Annotated in this window: 20 protein-coding genes; 19 read left to right on the top strand and 1 reads right to left on the bottom strand. The window is 37.5% G+C overall.

From position 1 onward, the window contains the following. Positions 1-53: 53 nt before the first annotated feature. Positions 54-473: an Rrf2 family transcriptional regulator gene (locus RHP64_RS08670; RefSeq protein WP_011680347.1), complete on the bottom strand. Its 420-nt coding sequence runs from the start codon at positions 471-473 to the stop codon at positions 54-56. A gap of 138 nt (positions 474-611) precedes the next feature. Between RHP64_RS08670 and RHP64_RS08665 the strand changes: the two genes are divergently transcribed. From RHP64_RS08665 to secG, 19 genes are all read left to right on the top strand, one after another. Continuing rightward, positions 612-1217: a nitroreductase family protein gene (locus RHP64_RS08665; protein ID WP_011680346.1), complete on the top strand. Its 606-nt coding sequence runs from the start codon at positions 612-614 to the stop codon at positions 1215-1217. A gap of 24 nt (positions 1218-1241) precedes the next feature. Next, positions 1242-1892, top strand: coding sequence for an NAD(P)-dependent oxidoreductase (locus tag RHP64_RS08660; RefSeq protein ID WP_025268457.1), 651 nt, complete (start codon positions 1242-1244; stop codon positions 1890-1892). Positions 1893-1998: 106 nt separating this feature from the next. Next, positions 1999-2502: a DUF1440 domain-containing protein gene (locus tag RHP64_RS08655; RefSeq protein ID WP_025268456.1), complete on the top strand. Its 504-nt coding sequence runs from the start codon at positions 1999-2001 to the stop codon at positions 2500-2502. Between the two features lie 106 nt (positions 2503-2608). After that, the gene (locus tag RHP64_RS08650; protein ID WP_025268455.1) at positions 2609-3277 is read left to right on the top strand and encodes an aggregation-promoting factor C-terminal-like domain-containing protein; all 669 of its coding nucleotides are present in this window, start codon (positions 2609-2611) and stop codon (positions 3275-3277) included. Between the two features lie 75 nt (positions 3278-3352). Continuing rightward, positions 3353-3889 carry a YqeG family HAD IIIA-type phosphatase gene (locus RHP64_RS08645; protein ID WP_011680344.1) on the top strand — a complete coding sequence of 179 codons (537 nt, stop codon included), beginning with the start codon at positions 3353-3355 and terminating at the stop codon, positions 3887-3889. Then, positions 3879-5018, top strand: a complete 1140-nt coding sequence (gene yqeH, locus RHP64_RS08640) for a ribosome biogenesis GTPase YqeH (protein WP_011680343.1) — start codon at positions 3879-3881, stop codon at positions 5016-5018. The genes RHP64_RS08645 and yqeH overlap by 11 nt, the downstream gene beginning before the upstream one ends. Beyond that, positions 5018-5329, top strand: a complete 312-nt coding sequence (gene yhbY / locus RHP64_RS08635; protein WP_002815764.1) for a ribosome assembly RNA-binding protein YhbY — start codon at positions 5018-5020, stop codon at positions 5327-5329. The genes yqeH and yhbY overlap by 1 nt, the downstream gene beginning before the upstream one ends. Before the next feature lie 10 nt (positions 5330-5339). Then, positions 5340-5978 (top strand): nicotinate-nucleotide adenylyltransferase, encoded by a 639-nt coding sequence (locus RHP64_RS08630; protein ID WP_014325085.1) that lies wholly within the window; start codon positions 5340-5342, stop codon positions 5976-5978. Beyond that, positions 5971-6555 carry a bis(5'-nucleosyl)-tetraphosphatase (symmetrical) YqeK gene (gene yqeK / locus RHP64_RS08625; RefSeq protein ID WP_011680341.1) on the top strand — a complete coding sequence of 195 codons (585 nt, stop codon included), beginning with the start codon at positions 5971-5973 and terminating at the stop codon, positions 6553-6555. The genes RHP64_RS08630 and yqeK overlap by 8 nt, the downstream gene beginning before the upstream one ends. Positions 6556-6558: 3 nt before the next feature. After that, positions 6559-6933 (top strand): ribosome silencing factor, encoded by a 375-nt coding sequence (rsfS, locus tag RHP64_RS08620; protein WP_011680340.1) that lies wholly within the window; start codon positions 6559-6561, stop codon positions 6931-6933. Positions 6934-7020: 87 nt separating this feature from the next. After that, positions 7021-7773, top strand: a complete 753-nt coding sequence (locus RHP64_RS08615; protein WP_002815760.1) for a class I SAM-dependent DNA methyltransferase — start codon at positions 7021-7023, stop codon at positions 7771-7773. Next, complete coding sequence (locus RHP64_RS08610; protein ID WP_025268451.1) at positions 7773-8945, top strand: nucleotidyltransferase; 1173 nt, start codon at positions 7773-7775, stop codon at positions 8943-8945. Before RHP64_RS08615 ends, RHP64_RS08610 begins: the two co-directional genes overlap by 1 nt. A gap of 1 nt (position 8946) precedes the next feature. Next, positions 8947-9492 (top strand): YceD family protein, encoded by a 546-nt coding sequence (locus RHP64_RS08605; protein WP_025268450.1) that lies wholly within the window; start codon positions 8947-8949, stop codon positions 9490-9492. A 96-nt stretch (positions 9493-9588) separates the two neighbouring features. Then, on the top strand, positions 9589-10278 hold the full coding sequence (locus tag RHP64_RS08600; protein WP_011680336.1) for a response regulator transcription factor: 690 nt from the start codon (positions 9589-9591) through the stop codon (positions 10276-10278). Between the two features lie 12 nt (positions 10279-10290). After that, positions 10291-11391 carry a sensor histidine kinase gene (locus tag RHP64_RS08595; protein ID WP_011680335.1) on the top strand — a complete coding sequence of 367 codons (1101 nt, stop codon included), beginning with the start codon at positions 10291-10293 and terminating at the stop codon, positions 11389-11391. Further along, positions 11378-11650 carry an acylphosphatase gene (locus RHP64_RS08590; RefSeq protein ID WP_025268449.1) on the top strand — a complete coding sequence of 91 codons (273 nt, stop codon included), beginning with the start codon at positions 11378-11380 and terminating at the stop codon, positions 11648-11650. Before RHP64_RS08595 ends, RHP64_RS08590 begins: the two co-directional genes overlap by 14 nt. Positions 11651-11721: 71 nt before the next feature. After that, positions 11722-12645 (top strand): membrane protein insertase YidC, encoded by a 924-nt coding sequence (gene yidC / locus RHP64_RS08585; RefSeq protein ID WP_025268448.1) that lies wholly within the window; start codon positions 11722-11724, stop codon positions 12643-12645. A 59-nt stretch (positions 12646-12704) separates the two neighbouring features. Beyond that, complete coding sequence (locus RHP64_RS08580; protein WP_002815751.1) at positions 12705-13478, top strand: TrmH family RNA methyltransferase; 774 nt, start codon at positions 12705-12707, stop codon at positions 13476-13478. Positions 13479-13555: 77 nt separating this feature from the next. Beyond that, positions 13556-13792 carry a preprotein translocase subunit SecG gene (secG, locus tag RHP64_RS08575; protein ID WP_002815749.1) on the top strand — a complete coding sequence of 79 codons (237 nt, stop codon included), beginning with the start codon at positions 13556-13558 and terminating at the stop codon, positions 13790-13792. The last annotated feature ends 47 nt before the right edge of the window (positions 13793-13839 follow it).

Raw genomic sequence — 13839 nt, 5'->3', positions numbered from 1 at the left:
TTCTGTATATATAGTGAAAAGCCAAAGGTCCTTTTGACCTTTGGCTTTTTGATTTAATTGTCTATTTGAATTTCCTTGATGATATCGGCTAATTTAATTTTATTCATTTCTTTTTCGGCAGCTTCTTGTACTTGATTATAGTATTTATCCAAAGTTGTCTGAATGTGACTACCAACATTACAATTTTGATTTGTTTTGGTGTCAATTTTGAGAAATGAGGTGTCTTCCTCCACAGCGCGATAAATATCTAATAAACTAATTGTGTCGGCTGGACGAGCTAATTTTGGATCTGCACGTCCATTACTAGATAATAAACAACCATCATTTTTGAGCTGTGACATAATCCGTCGAATAACCACGGGGTTAGAGTTGACACTCTTAGCAATTTGTGTGCTTGACAGGTCAGTGCCTTGATTAATGACGATATAAGTTAGAATATGTATAGCATCACTTAACTTAGTAGAGTATTTCATGGTTATGTTCACTTTCTAGTATCATTTCGATACTTTTTTCTTGACAAATTTTCATTATCCGTAGTATGATTTACCTGTAACAAGTATTGTTACAGTCTATAATTAAAAGTATACTACAAAATGAAAGAGGTGTCACACATGGTTAATCAAGATTATATTGAAACAATTAAGAAAAGGCGATCGATTTATGCATTAGGCAAGAATGTAGCTGATAACAATGAGGACATTGCCCAATTAATTCAGTCAGCAATTAAAGAATCACCAAGCTCTTTTAACAACCAAACGGTCAGAGCTGCGATTTTATTTGGTGAATCATCTGATAAATTATGGGAAATAGTTGCCGAAAGATTAAAGTCAGAAGTTCCTGATGAAGAAAGTTACAAAGCAACTCGTCAAAAAGTTGATAGTTTCAAGGCGGGCGTTGGAACAATCCTGTTCTTCACGGATGATGATATTGTTCAGCAATATCAAGAACAGCTTTCTTTATATGCGGAAAACTTTCCAATTTGGGCTGATCAAGCAAATGGTATGGCCCAGATTAATGTTTGGCAAGCCTTGGCAGCAAATGACATTGGTGCCAGCCTGCAACACTATAATCCTTTGATAGATGACGACGTACATACAGCATTTGATATACCTGAATCATGGAACTTACGTGGTCAGATGCCATTTGGATCAATTGAAGCACCAGCAGGTACTAAAGAATACATGACGGATGATGCACGCTTTAAGATCTTTAAGTAATTAGTATTAAGAAAGAAGGCAAACATGGCAATTAAAATTGGTGTTATTGGCGCAACAGGTATGGCTGGCTCTGCAGTATATCAAGAAGCTTTCGATCAGGGATTTGATGTTACCGCGATTGTAAGATCTACTGTCAAAGCGCATAAAACACTTGGTCAGGACGCAAAAGTCTTGGAAAAAGATGCGTTTGCATTGACTAAAGAAGAATTGTTGCAGTTTGATGTAATTATTAATGCATTTGCTACAGCTCCTGCGCTGGCATATCGACATATTGATTTAGCAGCCTATCTTATTGGACTGTTCCGAGAAACAACTGTTCCACGGTTAATCTTTATTTTAGGTGCAGGCAGCTTGATGACTGGGGAAGACAACCATTTACTATTAGAGGATTTAAAAAAATTGCCAGATGCTGCTTCTTGGGTATCAATACCAGATAATCAGAAAAAGGAACTAGACTTTTTACGAAATATTGATAATGTCAATTGGACTGGTGTATCACCTGGTATTACTTTCCAAGCAGGCGAAGCAACCCCATATAAGTTAGGAACAGACTATCTGCTTTTTGGTGAAGATAACGAATCCGTTACAAATAGTGGTACGATGGCCAAAGCAATTGTGTCAGAAATTATTAAACCAAGTTCGGAAAAAAAGCGTTTCACAGTGGTTAATGCTTAATAGTTTGAACAAAAGAGCGACCTTCTTATGAGTGTTGCTCTTTTGTAATATAAAAATAACGTGTAGTATAAAAAGTGAAATATTTTAGTTGGTAAGGGAGAAATTTATGTTGAAATTTTTGTTGGCTGTCGTTGTAATTGGAACGATTGCAGGGGTTATTTCTGGAATGGTTAAAATCGGCTGGGAAGCGATTTTACCACCAAGAACACAAGAACGTGATGAAACTAATCCGCCACAGCGGTTGCTGCAACAAATGGGTATACCACGAAAATGGACGCACGCCTATTTTTATTATGCTACTGATCAAAAAGTGCACTATGTAGCGCTAATCATGCACTTTTCTTTTTCGATTGCCTTCGGTGTATTGTTAGTTTTGCTTGATCAATATTTCCCTATTGTTACGTTTGGACAAGGTAGCGTGTATGGTATTGTGATTTGGATCATTTTCCATATTATTATTTTACCAGCTACGAAAACCATTCCATCCGCTTTAAAACAACCGTTTTCAGAACATTTCTCTGAATTTTTGGGTCACATTGTATGGGGTTGGTCAATGTATTTAATAATGATTGCACTGATTGTGGTAACTAATTGGTTACCACATTACTAAATATTACACATTTAGTTAAACGCTTATCAAAGTTTTGTATATTAAGTATTTTTAGACCACGTTTTTATCACCATTTGTAATATTTACGTAATATTTTGGCGGCACAATGGATTACATGATGAAGAGAATAATAATAATAAGTGCCCTATTAACTGGTTTATCTTTAGTTGTTTTGGGAACGCAACTTGAAACAGAAAACCAGCCTGCTGAAGCCGCCAGTATGAATCAAACCGTGAATGTCAAAGCAGTTAGTTCTGCCATTTCATCATTTACGGATGTTAAGCTTACTAAAGTTGAAGCAATACCTAAAAAAGTAGTAACTTCTAGTGAGAAAAATGAAGTTAAAGCGAATTTAAAACCAAGTGAAGCACAAGAAAAAGCTGCAGATATAGCGCAAGTAACCAGTGTATCTTCTGCAACAACGACTGCCGAAGTGTCAAAAACAGCTGCTACAGTGAATGAGACGCAACCAACACAGGTCGTTGCAGAAAGTAATCAGTCAACACAGAATACAACCATAACAGAAACACCGGTTGCATCATCAGACATACAATGGTTAATCCAACATGAAAGTGGCGGAAACGTCAATGCTCAAAACGGTGCATACTATGGTATTGGTCAGCTGTCTGAAAATTACTACGCGCAATATGTTCCGGGAAAAGATTATCATGGTAATTATGCAGTCCAGTTAGAAGCAATGCAGAAGTATATCTCTGCTCGCTATGGAACTGTTGCTAATGCTATTGCTCATTGGCAAGTTAATAATTGGTATTAGTCAAACACGTAACACGACATACGTGTTTTTTTGTTATAATGGGAAAAGAATAAAATAAACGGACGATGGGACATAATGCGCTTAGAACACTTTACACCAACATATATGGTTGAACGAATTTACGATTTAACTGTTGAAGATTTGAAAGCGCGTGGTATTAAAACTGTACTCGCGGATTTAGATAATACATTGTTAGCGTGGAACAACCCAGATGGAACACCTGAATTAAAGCAGTGGTTACAAGATTTACGGGATGGTGGTATTGAATTAATTGTGGTTTCTAATAATACTACGAAACGCGTCGAAAAAGCAGTTAAACCACTTGATGTCAAATTTGTTTCATGGTCGTTAAAACCATTGCCGCGAGGTATCTTGCATGTATTGCGCACGCACCATTTAAAGCGACAAGAAGTCATTATGGTGGGAGACCAACTGTTGACTGATGTCTGGGCAGCGCATAGTGCTGGCGTACGTAGTGTACTTGTACAACGCTTAATTGAGTCAGACATGTGGCAAACATGGTTAAATCGTCGGATTGAGAAATATGTCAAAAAAATTGTGTTTCAAGCACATCCACACTTAAAATGGGAGAAAACGTTACGTGACAACTGAAATTACTGATGAATATGTTCAAGAACAATTAAATGAAGGATTGCGCTGCATTGGCTGTGGCGCTTTGATGCAAGTCGAAGATAAAGACAAAATAGGTTACTTGCCAATGAGCGCCCTCAAAAAATCCATTAGCAGTGAAGAATTATTTTGTCAACGTTGTTTTCGTTTACGTCACTATAACGAAATTCAGCCAGTAGAACTTACTGATGATGATTTTGCCAACTTGCTTCATCAAATTTCAGATACCAAGGCATTGATTGTTTATGTTATTGATGTGTTTGATGTAACTGGTTCTGCAATTTCTGGATTACCTCGCTTTGTTGGAAAAGATAATCCAATTTTAGTAGTAGCTAACAAGGTTGATTTATTACCTAAGCTATTAAATAAGAATCGTTTGAAAAATTGGCTGCGCACTGAATTGAAGGCACAAGGTATTCAACCCGTCGACGTCTTCTTGACGTCTGCAACCCGTCCCAAAAATTTAGACGACTTATTGGATACCATCGATAATTTCCGTGACGGACGTGATGTCTTCGTCGTTGGGGTTACCAACGTTGGTAAATCAACATTAATCAATCAAATTATCAAGTCTCGCACAGGCATTCAAAATTTGATTACTACATCGAGATTTCCAGGGACCACACTTGATCGCATTGAAATTCCATTGGAAGATGGTCAGCAACTAATTGACACACCAGGAATTATTAAGCGCGATCAGATGGCTCATGTGCTAACCGATAAGGACTTAAAGTTTGCACTACCAAAAAATGAAATTAAGCCACGGACGTATCAATTAAATCCAGAACAAACAATTTTTATTGGCGGCCTGGCACGTTTTGATTTTATCAGTGGTGCGCGTAGTGCCATAACGGCTTATTTTGAAAATAACTTGAATTTGCACCGTACGAAGCTTATCGGTGCGGATGATTTTTATGAACAGCATGCAGGTGGGCTGCTAGTACCAGCACCAAGTCAGCTACAAAATCTAATCAAACACGAATTCAGCATTACTGAAGACAGTGACATTGTCTTTTCAGGTTTAGGTTGGATTAGCGTACCGGCTGGTATAAAAGTAGCTGGTTGGGCACCAAAGGGCGTCAGCGTCCTCATTCGAAAGGCAATGATTTAATGCAATTAACAGGAAAACAAAAACGTTATTTACGTTCACAAGCAAACACGTTATCGCCAATTTTTTCAGTTGGAAAGAATGGATTGACTCAGAATTGGGTTGATGAAATTGTTCTGGCACTGGCTAAAAGAGAGCTAGTCAAAATTAGTTTGCAGCAAAGTGCTGACGAAACAGCAAAAGAAGTTGCTGATTTTATTGAAGCACATTCAGATATTACGGTTGCACAGACAATTGGTCGTACGGTTGTTTTGTATTTACCAGCAAAAGAAGACAAATATAAGAAGATTTCATTAGATCTAGCAAAAATCTGAGGAGATGGCTATGATTGGAACATCAACAACTGCACTAAAACATCAATTAGAACTAGAACCAAGTGAGGCCAAACATCGTATTGGAATTTTTGGTGGTACCTTTAATCCACCGCACGTTGGGCAGTTGGTTTTAGCAGAATGTGTTGGGAAACAGCTTGGACTCGAAAAAGTTTATTGGATGCCTAATGCACAGCCGGTTGATGCTACTCATGCTAGCGCAATTGAACCGTCTTATCGAATGCAATTGGTTCACATGGCAATTTTGGATAATCCTTTTTTTGAACTTGAATTATTGGAAATCCGTAATGGCGGTGAATCTCATACTTACCAATCAATGAAAGAACTTGTGGATACGCATCCAGAAAATGAATATTATTTTATCATGGGTGCAAATACAGTTAGAAAGTTACCCACTTGGGATCATATTGATGAGTTAAGTCAAATTGTTACGTTTGCTGCAGGTGTCCATTCTGGACAAGAGACAACGTCCGATTATCCCGTGCTATGGTTTGATGTTCCAAATATTAGCGTCAGCGCTTCAGAAGTACGGACACGAATTCGTATGAATCAGAGTATTAATTATTTGGTGCCAGAACGTGAAGCGCTATTTATTCGAGAGTACGATTTGTATAGAGGCTTATATGACTAAGTATTTTAATGGTACGATTACTGATTTAGAAGCAAAAATTTCCGAAAAATTATCTGATTATCGTTACCAGCATGTTTTGCGTGTACGAGACTATGCAGTGAAATTGGCCAAGGCCAATGATGTTGATGTTGACAAGGCAGAAGTTGCTGCTTTAGTCCATGATTATGCCAAAGAGCGATCAGATAATGATTTTTTAAAGGTTATTGAAACCCAGCATATGGATCCAGATTTGATTAACTGGGGAAATTATGTCTGGCATGGTATTGTTGGGGCGGAAATGATCCGTAACGAGCTAGGAATTGTTGATGAAGATATATTAACTGCTGTCCGTCAGCACACAACAGGTGCGGGCGCTAGTATGAATAAGTTGTCACAAGTTATATTTATGGCAGATTATTTAGAATTAGGTCGTGATTTCAAAGGGGTAGAGGAAGCCCGTACGATTACTGACCAAAGTTTAGCGCAAGGCATTAAATATCAAATCGTTCATACCTTAGCACGTTTGATTCACAAAGAAACACCAATTTATCCTAAATCACTTGAAACGTATAATTATTGGGTTAAGAAAGAAAAATAAAATATGACAACAACAGCATTAAATGTACAAGATACTTTAAATACTGCCGTGGAGGCAGTTGATAATAAGAAAGCAAATAATATTGTTGCACTTGATATGCGCAAAGTGAGCTTAATGGCAGATTACTTCGTCATTGCAGACGCTGCGTCTACACGACAGGTGCAAGCTATTGCTACGGAAGTTAAAGATAAAATACAAGAAGCGGGCGGATCGGTTCGCTTTATGGAAGGATTCCAAGCAGGGGAATGGGTTCTTATGGACTTAGGGGATGTTATCGTCCACATATTCTCGACAGAAGGTCGCGATTTTTACAACCTAGAACGTTTGTGGAATGATGCCCCCTATGTTAATCTTGATAATCTATTAACAGAAAATTAAGCAAAATCGAGGCCAATGTCTCGATTTTTTAGTTTGTAAGAACAATAATATAACCGTTCAGACCGACACCATGTTAAAATTAAAATTATGAATAATGAAATAAATAACAATTACTCTACATTTGCGGAAAAATATGACCAACTGTTTGATTCAGAATTATATCAAGAGTGGGTTGATTTCGTGACAAAAAATAGTAAAGCTACATCTATTATGGATTTAGGTGGGGGTGCTGGACGATTAGCAGTTTTATTAGCACAGCTTGGCTACACTGTTGATGTGCTAGACTTGTCACCTGAAATGCTGTCATTGGCACAAAAGCATGCTAATGATGCAAACGTTGACTTATCTTTGTTGCAAGCTGACATGCGTGACTTTTCTGATTGGAAAAAGGAATACCCTATCATTGTTAGTTTTGCAGATGCTTTAAATTATTTACCAAATTTATCTGATTTTAAATTAGCTATTCAACAAGTGTATGACCATTTAGCGGTTGGCGGACAATTTTTATTTGATGTGATAACACCTTACCAGGTTAACGTGCTGTACGATAATTATTACTACAATAATGATGACGACGATGAAAACATTTTTATGTGGACTAGTTATCCTGGTGAGCAAGAGAATAGTGTTGACCATGACTTAAAGTTTTTTGTGTATGATGAGGCAATTGACGCTTTTAAGATTATGCGCGAAATTCATCATGAGCAAACCTATGATTTAAAGACATATCAAGAAACCTTAAGAAGTGCTGGTTTTCATAATATTGAAGTTTTTGCGAACTTTGGACAAAATAATATTGATGAAAACACAGAACGTTGGTTTTTTAGGGCGGTGAAATAATGCAAGCAGTCGGAATAATAACGGAATATAATCCATTTCATAATGGGCATATTTATCATATTCAACAGGCCAAGAAATTAACTGGTGCGGATGTAGTGGTGGCCGTTATGTCTGGTAACTTTGTGCAACGTGGTGAACCAGCCTTATTTGACAAATGGCAAAGAACACAAATGGCTTTGGAAAATGGTGTGGATTTAGTCATTGAGTTACCCACTTTTTTTGCAGTGCAACCAAGTCATATTTTTGCTGATGGAGCGATTCAATTATTATCCGCTCTTGGTGTCGATAATATTGTATTTGGCAGTGAGCATCCAGAGGTTGATTTTCTATCCATAGCTAAACAAGCACCAACTATTGCAGAAGGACAAGAATTTAAGAATCATACGCAAACCTTTGCTAGTGCGTATGCTAAACAATTAGAGGCTGAAACTAGCTTTAAACTGGAAGAGCCTAATGATATTCTAGCGCTTGGTTATGCTAGTGCTATTCTAAACCAACAGGCTAACATTGGCATTATACCTATTCAACGCGCTGAAGCAAATTATCATGATGCCAACTTTACAGACGAACAATCGATTGCCTCAGCGTCATCTATTCGTTTAGCTTTACACAAGGGAAAAACTGAAAAAATCAAAAATGTGGTGCCTGAAGCGACCAAAGTAGCATTGGCTACCGCTGCCAATACTATTGATTTCGAAAGTAATTTCTGGTCAATGCTGAAGTACCGGTTAACAACAGATACAGTTGGTCAACTAGGTCAAATTTATCAAATGGCTGAGGGGTTGGAGCATCGTTTTGCTAAAACAGCTCTAAATGATTCTGGTCCACAAAGCTATCAAAGCTTTATTAAATCGACCAAATCTAAACGTTATACGTTTACTCGAATACAGCGTACATTATTATATACTTTGCTTAATATTAAGGTAGACCAGATGCAAGCAGCTATGCAGGACCCATATTTGCGTATTCTAGGATTTACTTCAACGGGGCAGCAATACTTAAATGAAATTAAAAAACAAGTAACATTGCCCCTTATCAGTAAAGTTGATTCAAGTTTGGCTAAAAGTAATCTGCGCTTAGATTATAAAGCTGGTAAAGTGTGGCAATTACTGGCAAATGAAGGTGCGCCGACACAAGATGTGACACGAATGCCATTATATTGGGAGAAATAGTATGAAATATGCAAAAAATCAATTATTAAAATACCGTCAAAGTCCGTTAATTATCGAAGAAACTTTGAATTTGGAGGAACAAGCTAAAAGTCGTTTTTCAGAAACTGTCTTAGCGTTATCACCCCTTGAAGTTACGGGGAGCATTAACTATTTAGATAATGATGATATCACTTTAGACGTGAATGTTCTAGGGAATATCACAGTGCCATCTTCACGGTCATTAGACCCCGTGGTTGTGCCAATTAATTTAGCATTTTCTGAATTATACATTGAAAATGAGAGTCGTCTCAAGGATTTTGAAGAAACCGAGGCTGTTTTTGTACTTGAGAATGATTCCTTAAATGTGGACGATGCTATTTTGGATAATATTATAGCAACTTTGCCTTTACAGATTTTAACGCCTGAGGAAGAGACCGGCGATAATTTGCCCTCCGGAAAAGATTGGCATGTTATCAGTCAAGAAGCTTATGAAAATGAGAAAATGATAGAGGAAGAACCCAAAATTGACCCTCGGTTGTCAAAATTAGACGATTTTTTCAAAGAATGAGAAAACACTTGCAAGAGTTAAACAAATGCTCTAAAATAAAGGGAAGTAATACAAATAGACTCGGCTTCTGCCGATTTAAAACATTGAGGACAAAAAATGAGTAAAGTATTGATTGTTGAAGATGAAGAAAACTTGGCAAAGTTTGTTGGTCTTGAGCTTAAACATGAAGGATATGAAGCTGAAACGGTGAATGATGGTCGTTCTGGGCTAGATTTAGCATTAGAAAATGATTACGATGTTATTTTGCTCGATTTGATGTTGCCTGAACTAAACGGTTTAGAAGTTGCACGTCGATTGCGTGAAGTTAAAAAAACACCAATCATTATGATGACTGCTCGTGATTCAGTGATTGATCGTGTTTCTGGATTGGATTATGGTGCTGATGATTATTTGGTAAAGCCATTTGCAATTGAAGAATTATTGGCTCGTATTCGTTCGCTTTTGCGCCGTATTGCAATTGAGACTGAAACAAACGATAAGCATCGTTCAATTATTAACTTCAAAGACCTCCGTATTGAAAAGGAAAATCGTATTGCACGTCGCGATGATCAAATTATTAATTTGACAAAGCGTGAATACGACTTGCTATTAACATTAGTAGAAAATATTAATGTGGTTCAATCTCGTGAGCAATTATTGAAAGAAGTTTGGGGTTTTGATTCTGAAGTAGAAACGAATGTTGTTGATGTGTATATTCGTTACTTGCGTAATAAGATTGATGATCCTGAAAGTAAGGCATCATATATCCAAACAGTACGTGGTACTGGCTACGTGATGCGCAGCTAATTCTAATTAATTATGGACAATAATGAAAAAGAAACAACTAAAAAAGCTGTACGCCGATTCTCACTGCGCTGGCAGTTAGCACTTGGAATGGCGTCCGGCTTTTTTGTTATATTTATAGTATTTGCTTTATTGCTTTCTGGGTTGATAAAGCATCACTATGGTGCACTGCCGAATGAAGTTATTTTTTGGTTGTGGGTTATTATTGCTTTCGGTGGTTTGGCAATATTCATATTTGCACTTATCTTAACTAAAGTAATTTTACGACCAGTCCGATTAATTGAAACCACCATTGAAGCTTTTGAAGATGATCCGATGACAGAAGTACGTGCCAGTGAAGTTGGTGCAAATGATGAGTTTTCTGATTTAACACGTATTTTAAATCGCACAATTGACCGTCTACAAGCATTAATCAGTGCGCAACAGCAATTTGTTTCAGATGTTTCCCATGAACTCCGTACGCCGGTAACAATCGTGAAAGGCCACATGGAACTTCTGAATCGCTGGGGTAAAGATGATCCAGAGGTCTTGGAAGATTCAATCAAATCCTCTCTGGCAGAAGTACAACGAATGGAGACACTGATTAACGAAATGCTCAATTTAACACGTGCTGAGCAAATTCCAGTTGACAACGTGAAAGAAATTACTGATGTTGGCGGTACAATGCATCGTGTTTATGACAACTTTAAAATGATACATCCTGACTTTTCTTTTACCCTAGATGATGATTTATCAACGAAGGCAAGGGTTAAGATTCGTCAAGATCATATGGAACAAATTCTAATTATTCTAGCTGACAATGCTGTAAAGTATTCTCTAGATCGTCATGAAATTCATTTTGCCTTGTCACAGACAGCAAATCGTGTTGAAATTGGCGTACAAGACTTCGGTGAAGGGTTGAAACCGGAAGATGCAAAACGTGTCTTTGATCGCTTTTATCGCGTTGATAAGGCGAGATCACGAGCCAAAGGGGGAACTGGGCTGGGACTAAGTATTGCTCAACGTTTGGTAGAGGCTTATGGTGGTACAATTGCATTAGAAAGTGCAGAAGGCTCAGGGTCAATTTTCACAGTATATTTACCTTTGTACGTTGAGGAAAAAAATGAAAGCAATTGAAGTTGATGTTTTTGGTTTAGTACAAGGTGTTGGTTTTCGGTGGTTTGCACAACGAACTGCACAGCAACACAATATTGTTGGTTGGGTAAGTAACCAAACAGACGGTTCTGTTAAAATACAAGCTCAGGGTTCACAAAGTGATTTAATAGATTTTTTGTCAGTGCTCGAGAAGGGGCCAGGCTTTTATAGTCGCGTTGACAAAGTTATCACAACAAATATTCCATTGTTTGAAACAAATGACTTTGCTATTCGTGGGTAATTCTTGCTATAATAGTATCTTGTAATTGTGCGCAACTTTTTTAACATGATTTTCAAGGAGAAACCCTGATTATGAAACAATTAAAACGCGTTCTGACGTTTGCGTTTGTTATTTTTGATATTATTTTGCTTACTGGTGGTTATAATCAACACAGTAGAATGTATCGTTGGATTGGTCAGCCATTGGCTGAATTAATGACTAATATCGCTCATTTTATCGGTGGTGTAAACGGTATTGGGTGGGCAATTATCGTTATAACTGCAATTTTCCGCTTGATTTTATTACCATTTTTCTTGAATCAACAAGTTAATACAACTGTCAATCAAATTAAAATGCAGAAGTTGAAGCCGGAAATTGATAAATTACAAACTTTATCTCGTAAGGCAGCTACGACAGAAGAACAACAAAAAGCTAGTATGGCGATGATGTCATTATATCGAGAAAATGATGTCAGTGTTATTGGTGGCATTTCATTTTTGACAATGGCAATGCAATTGCCTATTTTCTCAGGATTATATTCTGCTATTTTGCATGCACCAGCTTTGCAGGGTGCATCCTTCTTAGGATTTGACCTGGGGAAACCACAATTAGTTTTTGCCATCGTTGCCGGTATTATTTATCTAATTCAGGCTTGGTTAATGATGCAACATATGCCTGAGGAACAACGTAAGACATCAGCTGCAATGATGTTTGTTAGTCCTGTAATGATTTTTGTTTTTGCTATGATTGCAAGTGGTGCTATTGGCCTATACTTCGTTATCGGCGGTATATTTGCTTTAATCCAGACATTAATTCAACACTATCAACGTCCTGGTTTAGAAAAACGCGTTACAGCTGAATTTAAAATTCAAAAGACTGCTGATGATTTAATGGCAGAGGATATTAAAGTACCAAATGCCAATGCAGGAAACACAAAAGTTACTGATGCGCCAAACGTTGTAAAAAATCAAAACAAAAAGAATCGCAATGCTGGGAAGCAACAGCGGTCGAAGTAAGTACGTCAATTTTTTGACGTACTTTTGTCAGTTCTTAGAAAGAACAGAAAGAAATACACATGGAAAGAATTATTTCAAATCAAAATGCACGTGTGAAAGCATGGGCAAAACTTGCAACAAAGAAAGGTCGTCAAGAGAATCATACTTATTTGCTCGATGGCTTGCATTTAGTTGAAGAGGCGGTTAAGGCTGGTGCAAAATTCCATGCAATAATGGCTACAGAAAAACAAATGGCTGACTATCTCCCAAATGTGCCTCATGGTGTTCCGGCTTTTGAAATCAGTGAAGAAGTTGCCAAACATATTGCTGGTACGAATACTCCACAAGGTATTTTTGCAGAGATTAGTTTACCTGAAAAGACATTTGATCCCAGCTATGTTCACGATGGTGCATGGTTGTTGTTAGATAAGATTCAAGACCCTGGAAATGTTGGCACATTAGTGCGAACAGCAGACGCAGCAGGTTTTAAAGGTGTTGTTTTAGGTGCTGGCACAGCTGATGCATTTGCTCCCAAAGTTGTACGTGCTATGCAAGGATCTCAATTCCATTTAGAAGTCTTGAATGGAGACTTAAGCGAGTGGGTTGCTGCCTTGGCAGCTAATAATCTTCCAGTTTATGGTTCACAATTAAATGAAAAAGCAAAATCATATCGCGATGTTGAACCAAGCACACAATTTGGTTTAATTGTTGGTAATGAGGGACAAGGCATGTCAGCTGAATTGGCAGAAAAAACAACAGCCAACTTATACATTCCTATTCAAGGACAGGCTGAAAGTTTGAATGTAGCTATTGCTGGTGGTATTCTAATGTTTAGTTTGGCATTGGGAAACTAATAACATTTTGCCAAAATTGGCGATTTAGCGTAAAATTTGCTATAATAAATGTTAACGATTTAATAGAGGATATAACTGTGGAAAAACTACTTACTATTGCTCTAATTGTTGTAGGCTTTTTGCTTATTATGACAGTTATGATGCAACCAAGTAAACAACAAGATGCATTATCAGCATTATCAGGTGGCGCAGGAGATTTGTTCGCAGAACGTAAGTCGCGTGGATTTGAAGCTGTTATGCGTCGTACAACAGCAGTGCTTGGGGCATTATGGTTTGTCATTGGATTTGCCTTAATGTACATTTCAGCACATTAAAAAAATCAGTTTACGCTTTTTTCGTAAACTGATTTTTTTTATCTCAA

Source organism: Leuconostoc sp. XM4 (genome assembly GCF_055698815.1).
This window is presented reverse-complemented; position numbering and strand designations above follow the sequence as displayed.

Bases quoted from the DNA above. Each gene is read 5' to 3' on its own strand.
- RHP64_RS08670 (WP_011680347.1), bottom strand. From the start codon at position 473: ATGAAATACTCTACTAAGTTAAGTGATGCTATACATATTCTAACTTAT.
- RHP64_RS08665 (WP_011680346.1), top strand. From the start codon at position 612: ATGGTTAATCAAGATTATATTGAAACAATTAAGAAAAGGCGATCGATT.
- RHP64_RS08660 (WP_025268457.1), top strand. From the start codon at position 1,242: ATGGCAATTAAAATTGGTGTTATTGGCGCAACAGGTATGGCTGGCTCT.
- RHP64_RS08655 (WP_025268456.1), top strand. From the start codon at position 1,999: ATGTTGAAATTTTTGTTGGCTGTCGTTGTAATTGGAACGATTGCAGGG.
- RHP64_RS08650 (WP_025268455.1), top strand. From the start codon at position 2,609: ATGGATTACATGATGAAGAGAATAATAATAATAAGTGCCCTATTAACT.
- RHP64_RS08645 (WP_011680344.1), top strand. From the start codon at position 3,353: ATGCGCTTAGAACACTTTACACCAACATATATGGTTGAACGAATTTAC.
- yhbY (WP_002815764.1), top strand. From the start codon at position 5,018: ATGCAATTAACAGGAAAACAAAAACGTTATTTACGTTCACAAGCAAAC.
- RHP64_RS08630 (WP_014325085.1), top strand. From the start codon at position 5,340: ATGATTGGAACATCAACAACTGCACTAAAACATCAATTAGAACTAGAA.
- yqeK (WP_011680341.1), top strand. From the start codon at position 5,971: ATGACTAAGTATTTTAATGGTACGATTACTGATTTAGAAGCAAAAATT.
- rsfS (WP_011680340.1), top strand. From the start codon at position 6,559: ATGACAACAACAGCATTAAATGTACAAGATACTTTAAATACTGCCGTG.
- RHP64_RS08615 (WP_002815760.1), top strand. From the start codon at position 7,021: ATGAATAATGAAATAAATAACAATTACTCTACATTTGCGGAAAAATAT.
- RHP64_RS08610 (WP_025268451.1), top strand. From the start codon at position 7,773: ATGCAAGCAGTCGGAATAATAACGGAATATAATCCATTTCATAATGGG.
- RHP64_RS08605 (WP_025268450.1), top strand. From the start codon at position 8,947: ATGAAATATGCAAAAAATCAATTATTAAAATACCGTCAAAGTCCGTTA.
- RHP64_RS08600 (WP_011680336.1), top strand. From the start codon at position 9,589: ATGAGTAAAGTATTGATTGTTGAAGATGAAGAAAACTTGGCAAAGTTT.
- RHP64_RS08595 (WP_011680335.1), top strand. From the start codon at position 10,291: ATGGACAATAATGAAAAAGAAACAACTAAAAAAGCTGTACGCCGATTC.
- RHP64_RS08590 (WP_025268449.1), top strand. From the start codon at position 11,378: ATGAAAGCAATTGAAGTTGATGTTTTTGGTTTAGTACAAGGTGTTGGT.
- yidC (WP_025268448.1), top strand. From the start codon at position 11,722: ATGAAACAATTAAAACGCGTTCTGACGTTTGCGTTTGTTATTTTTGAT.
- RHP64_RS08580 (WP_002815751.1), top strand. From the start codon at position 12,705: ATGGAAAGAATTATTTCAAATCAAAATGCACGTGTGAAAGCATGGGCA.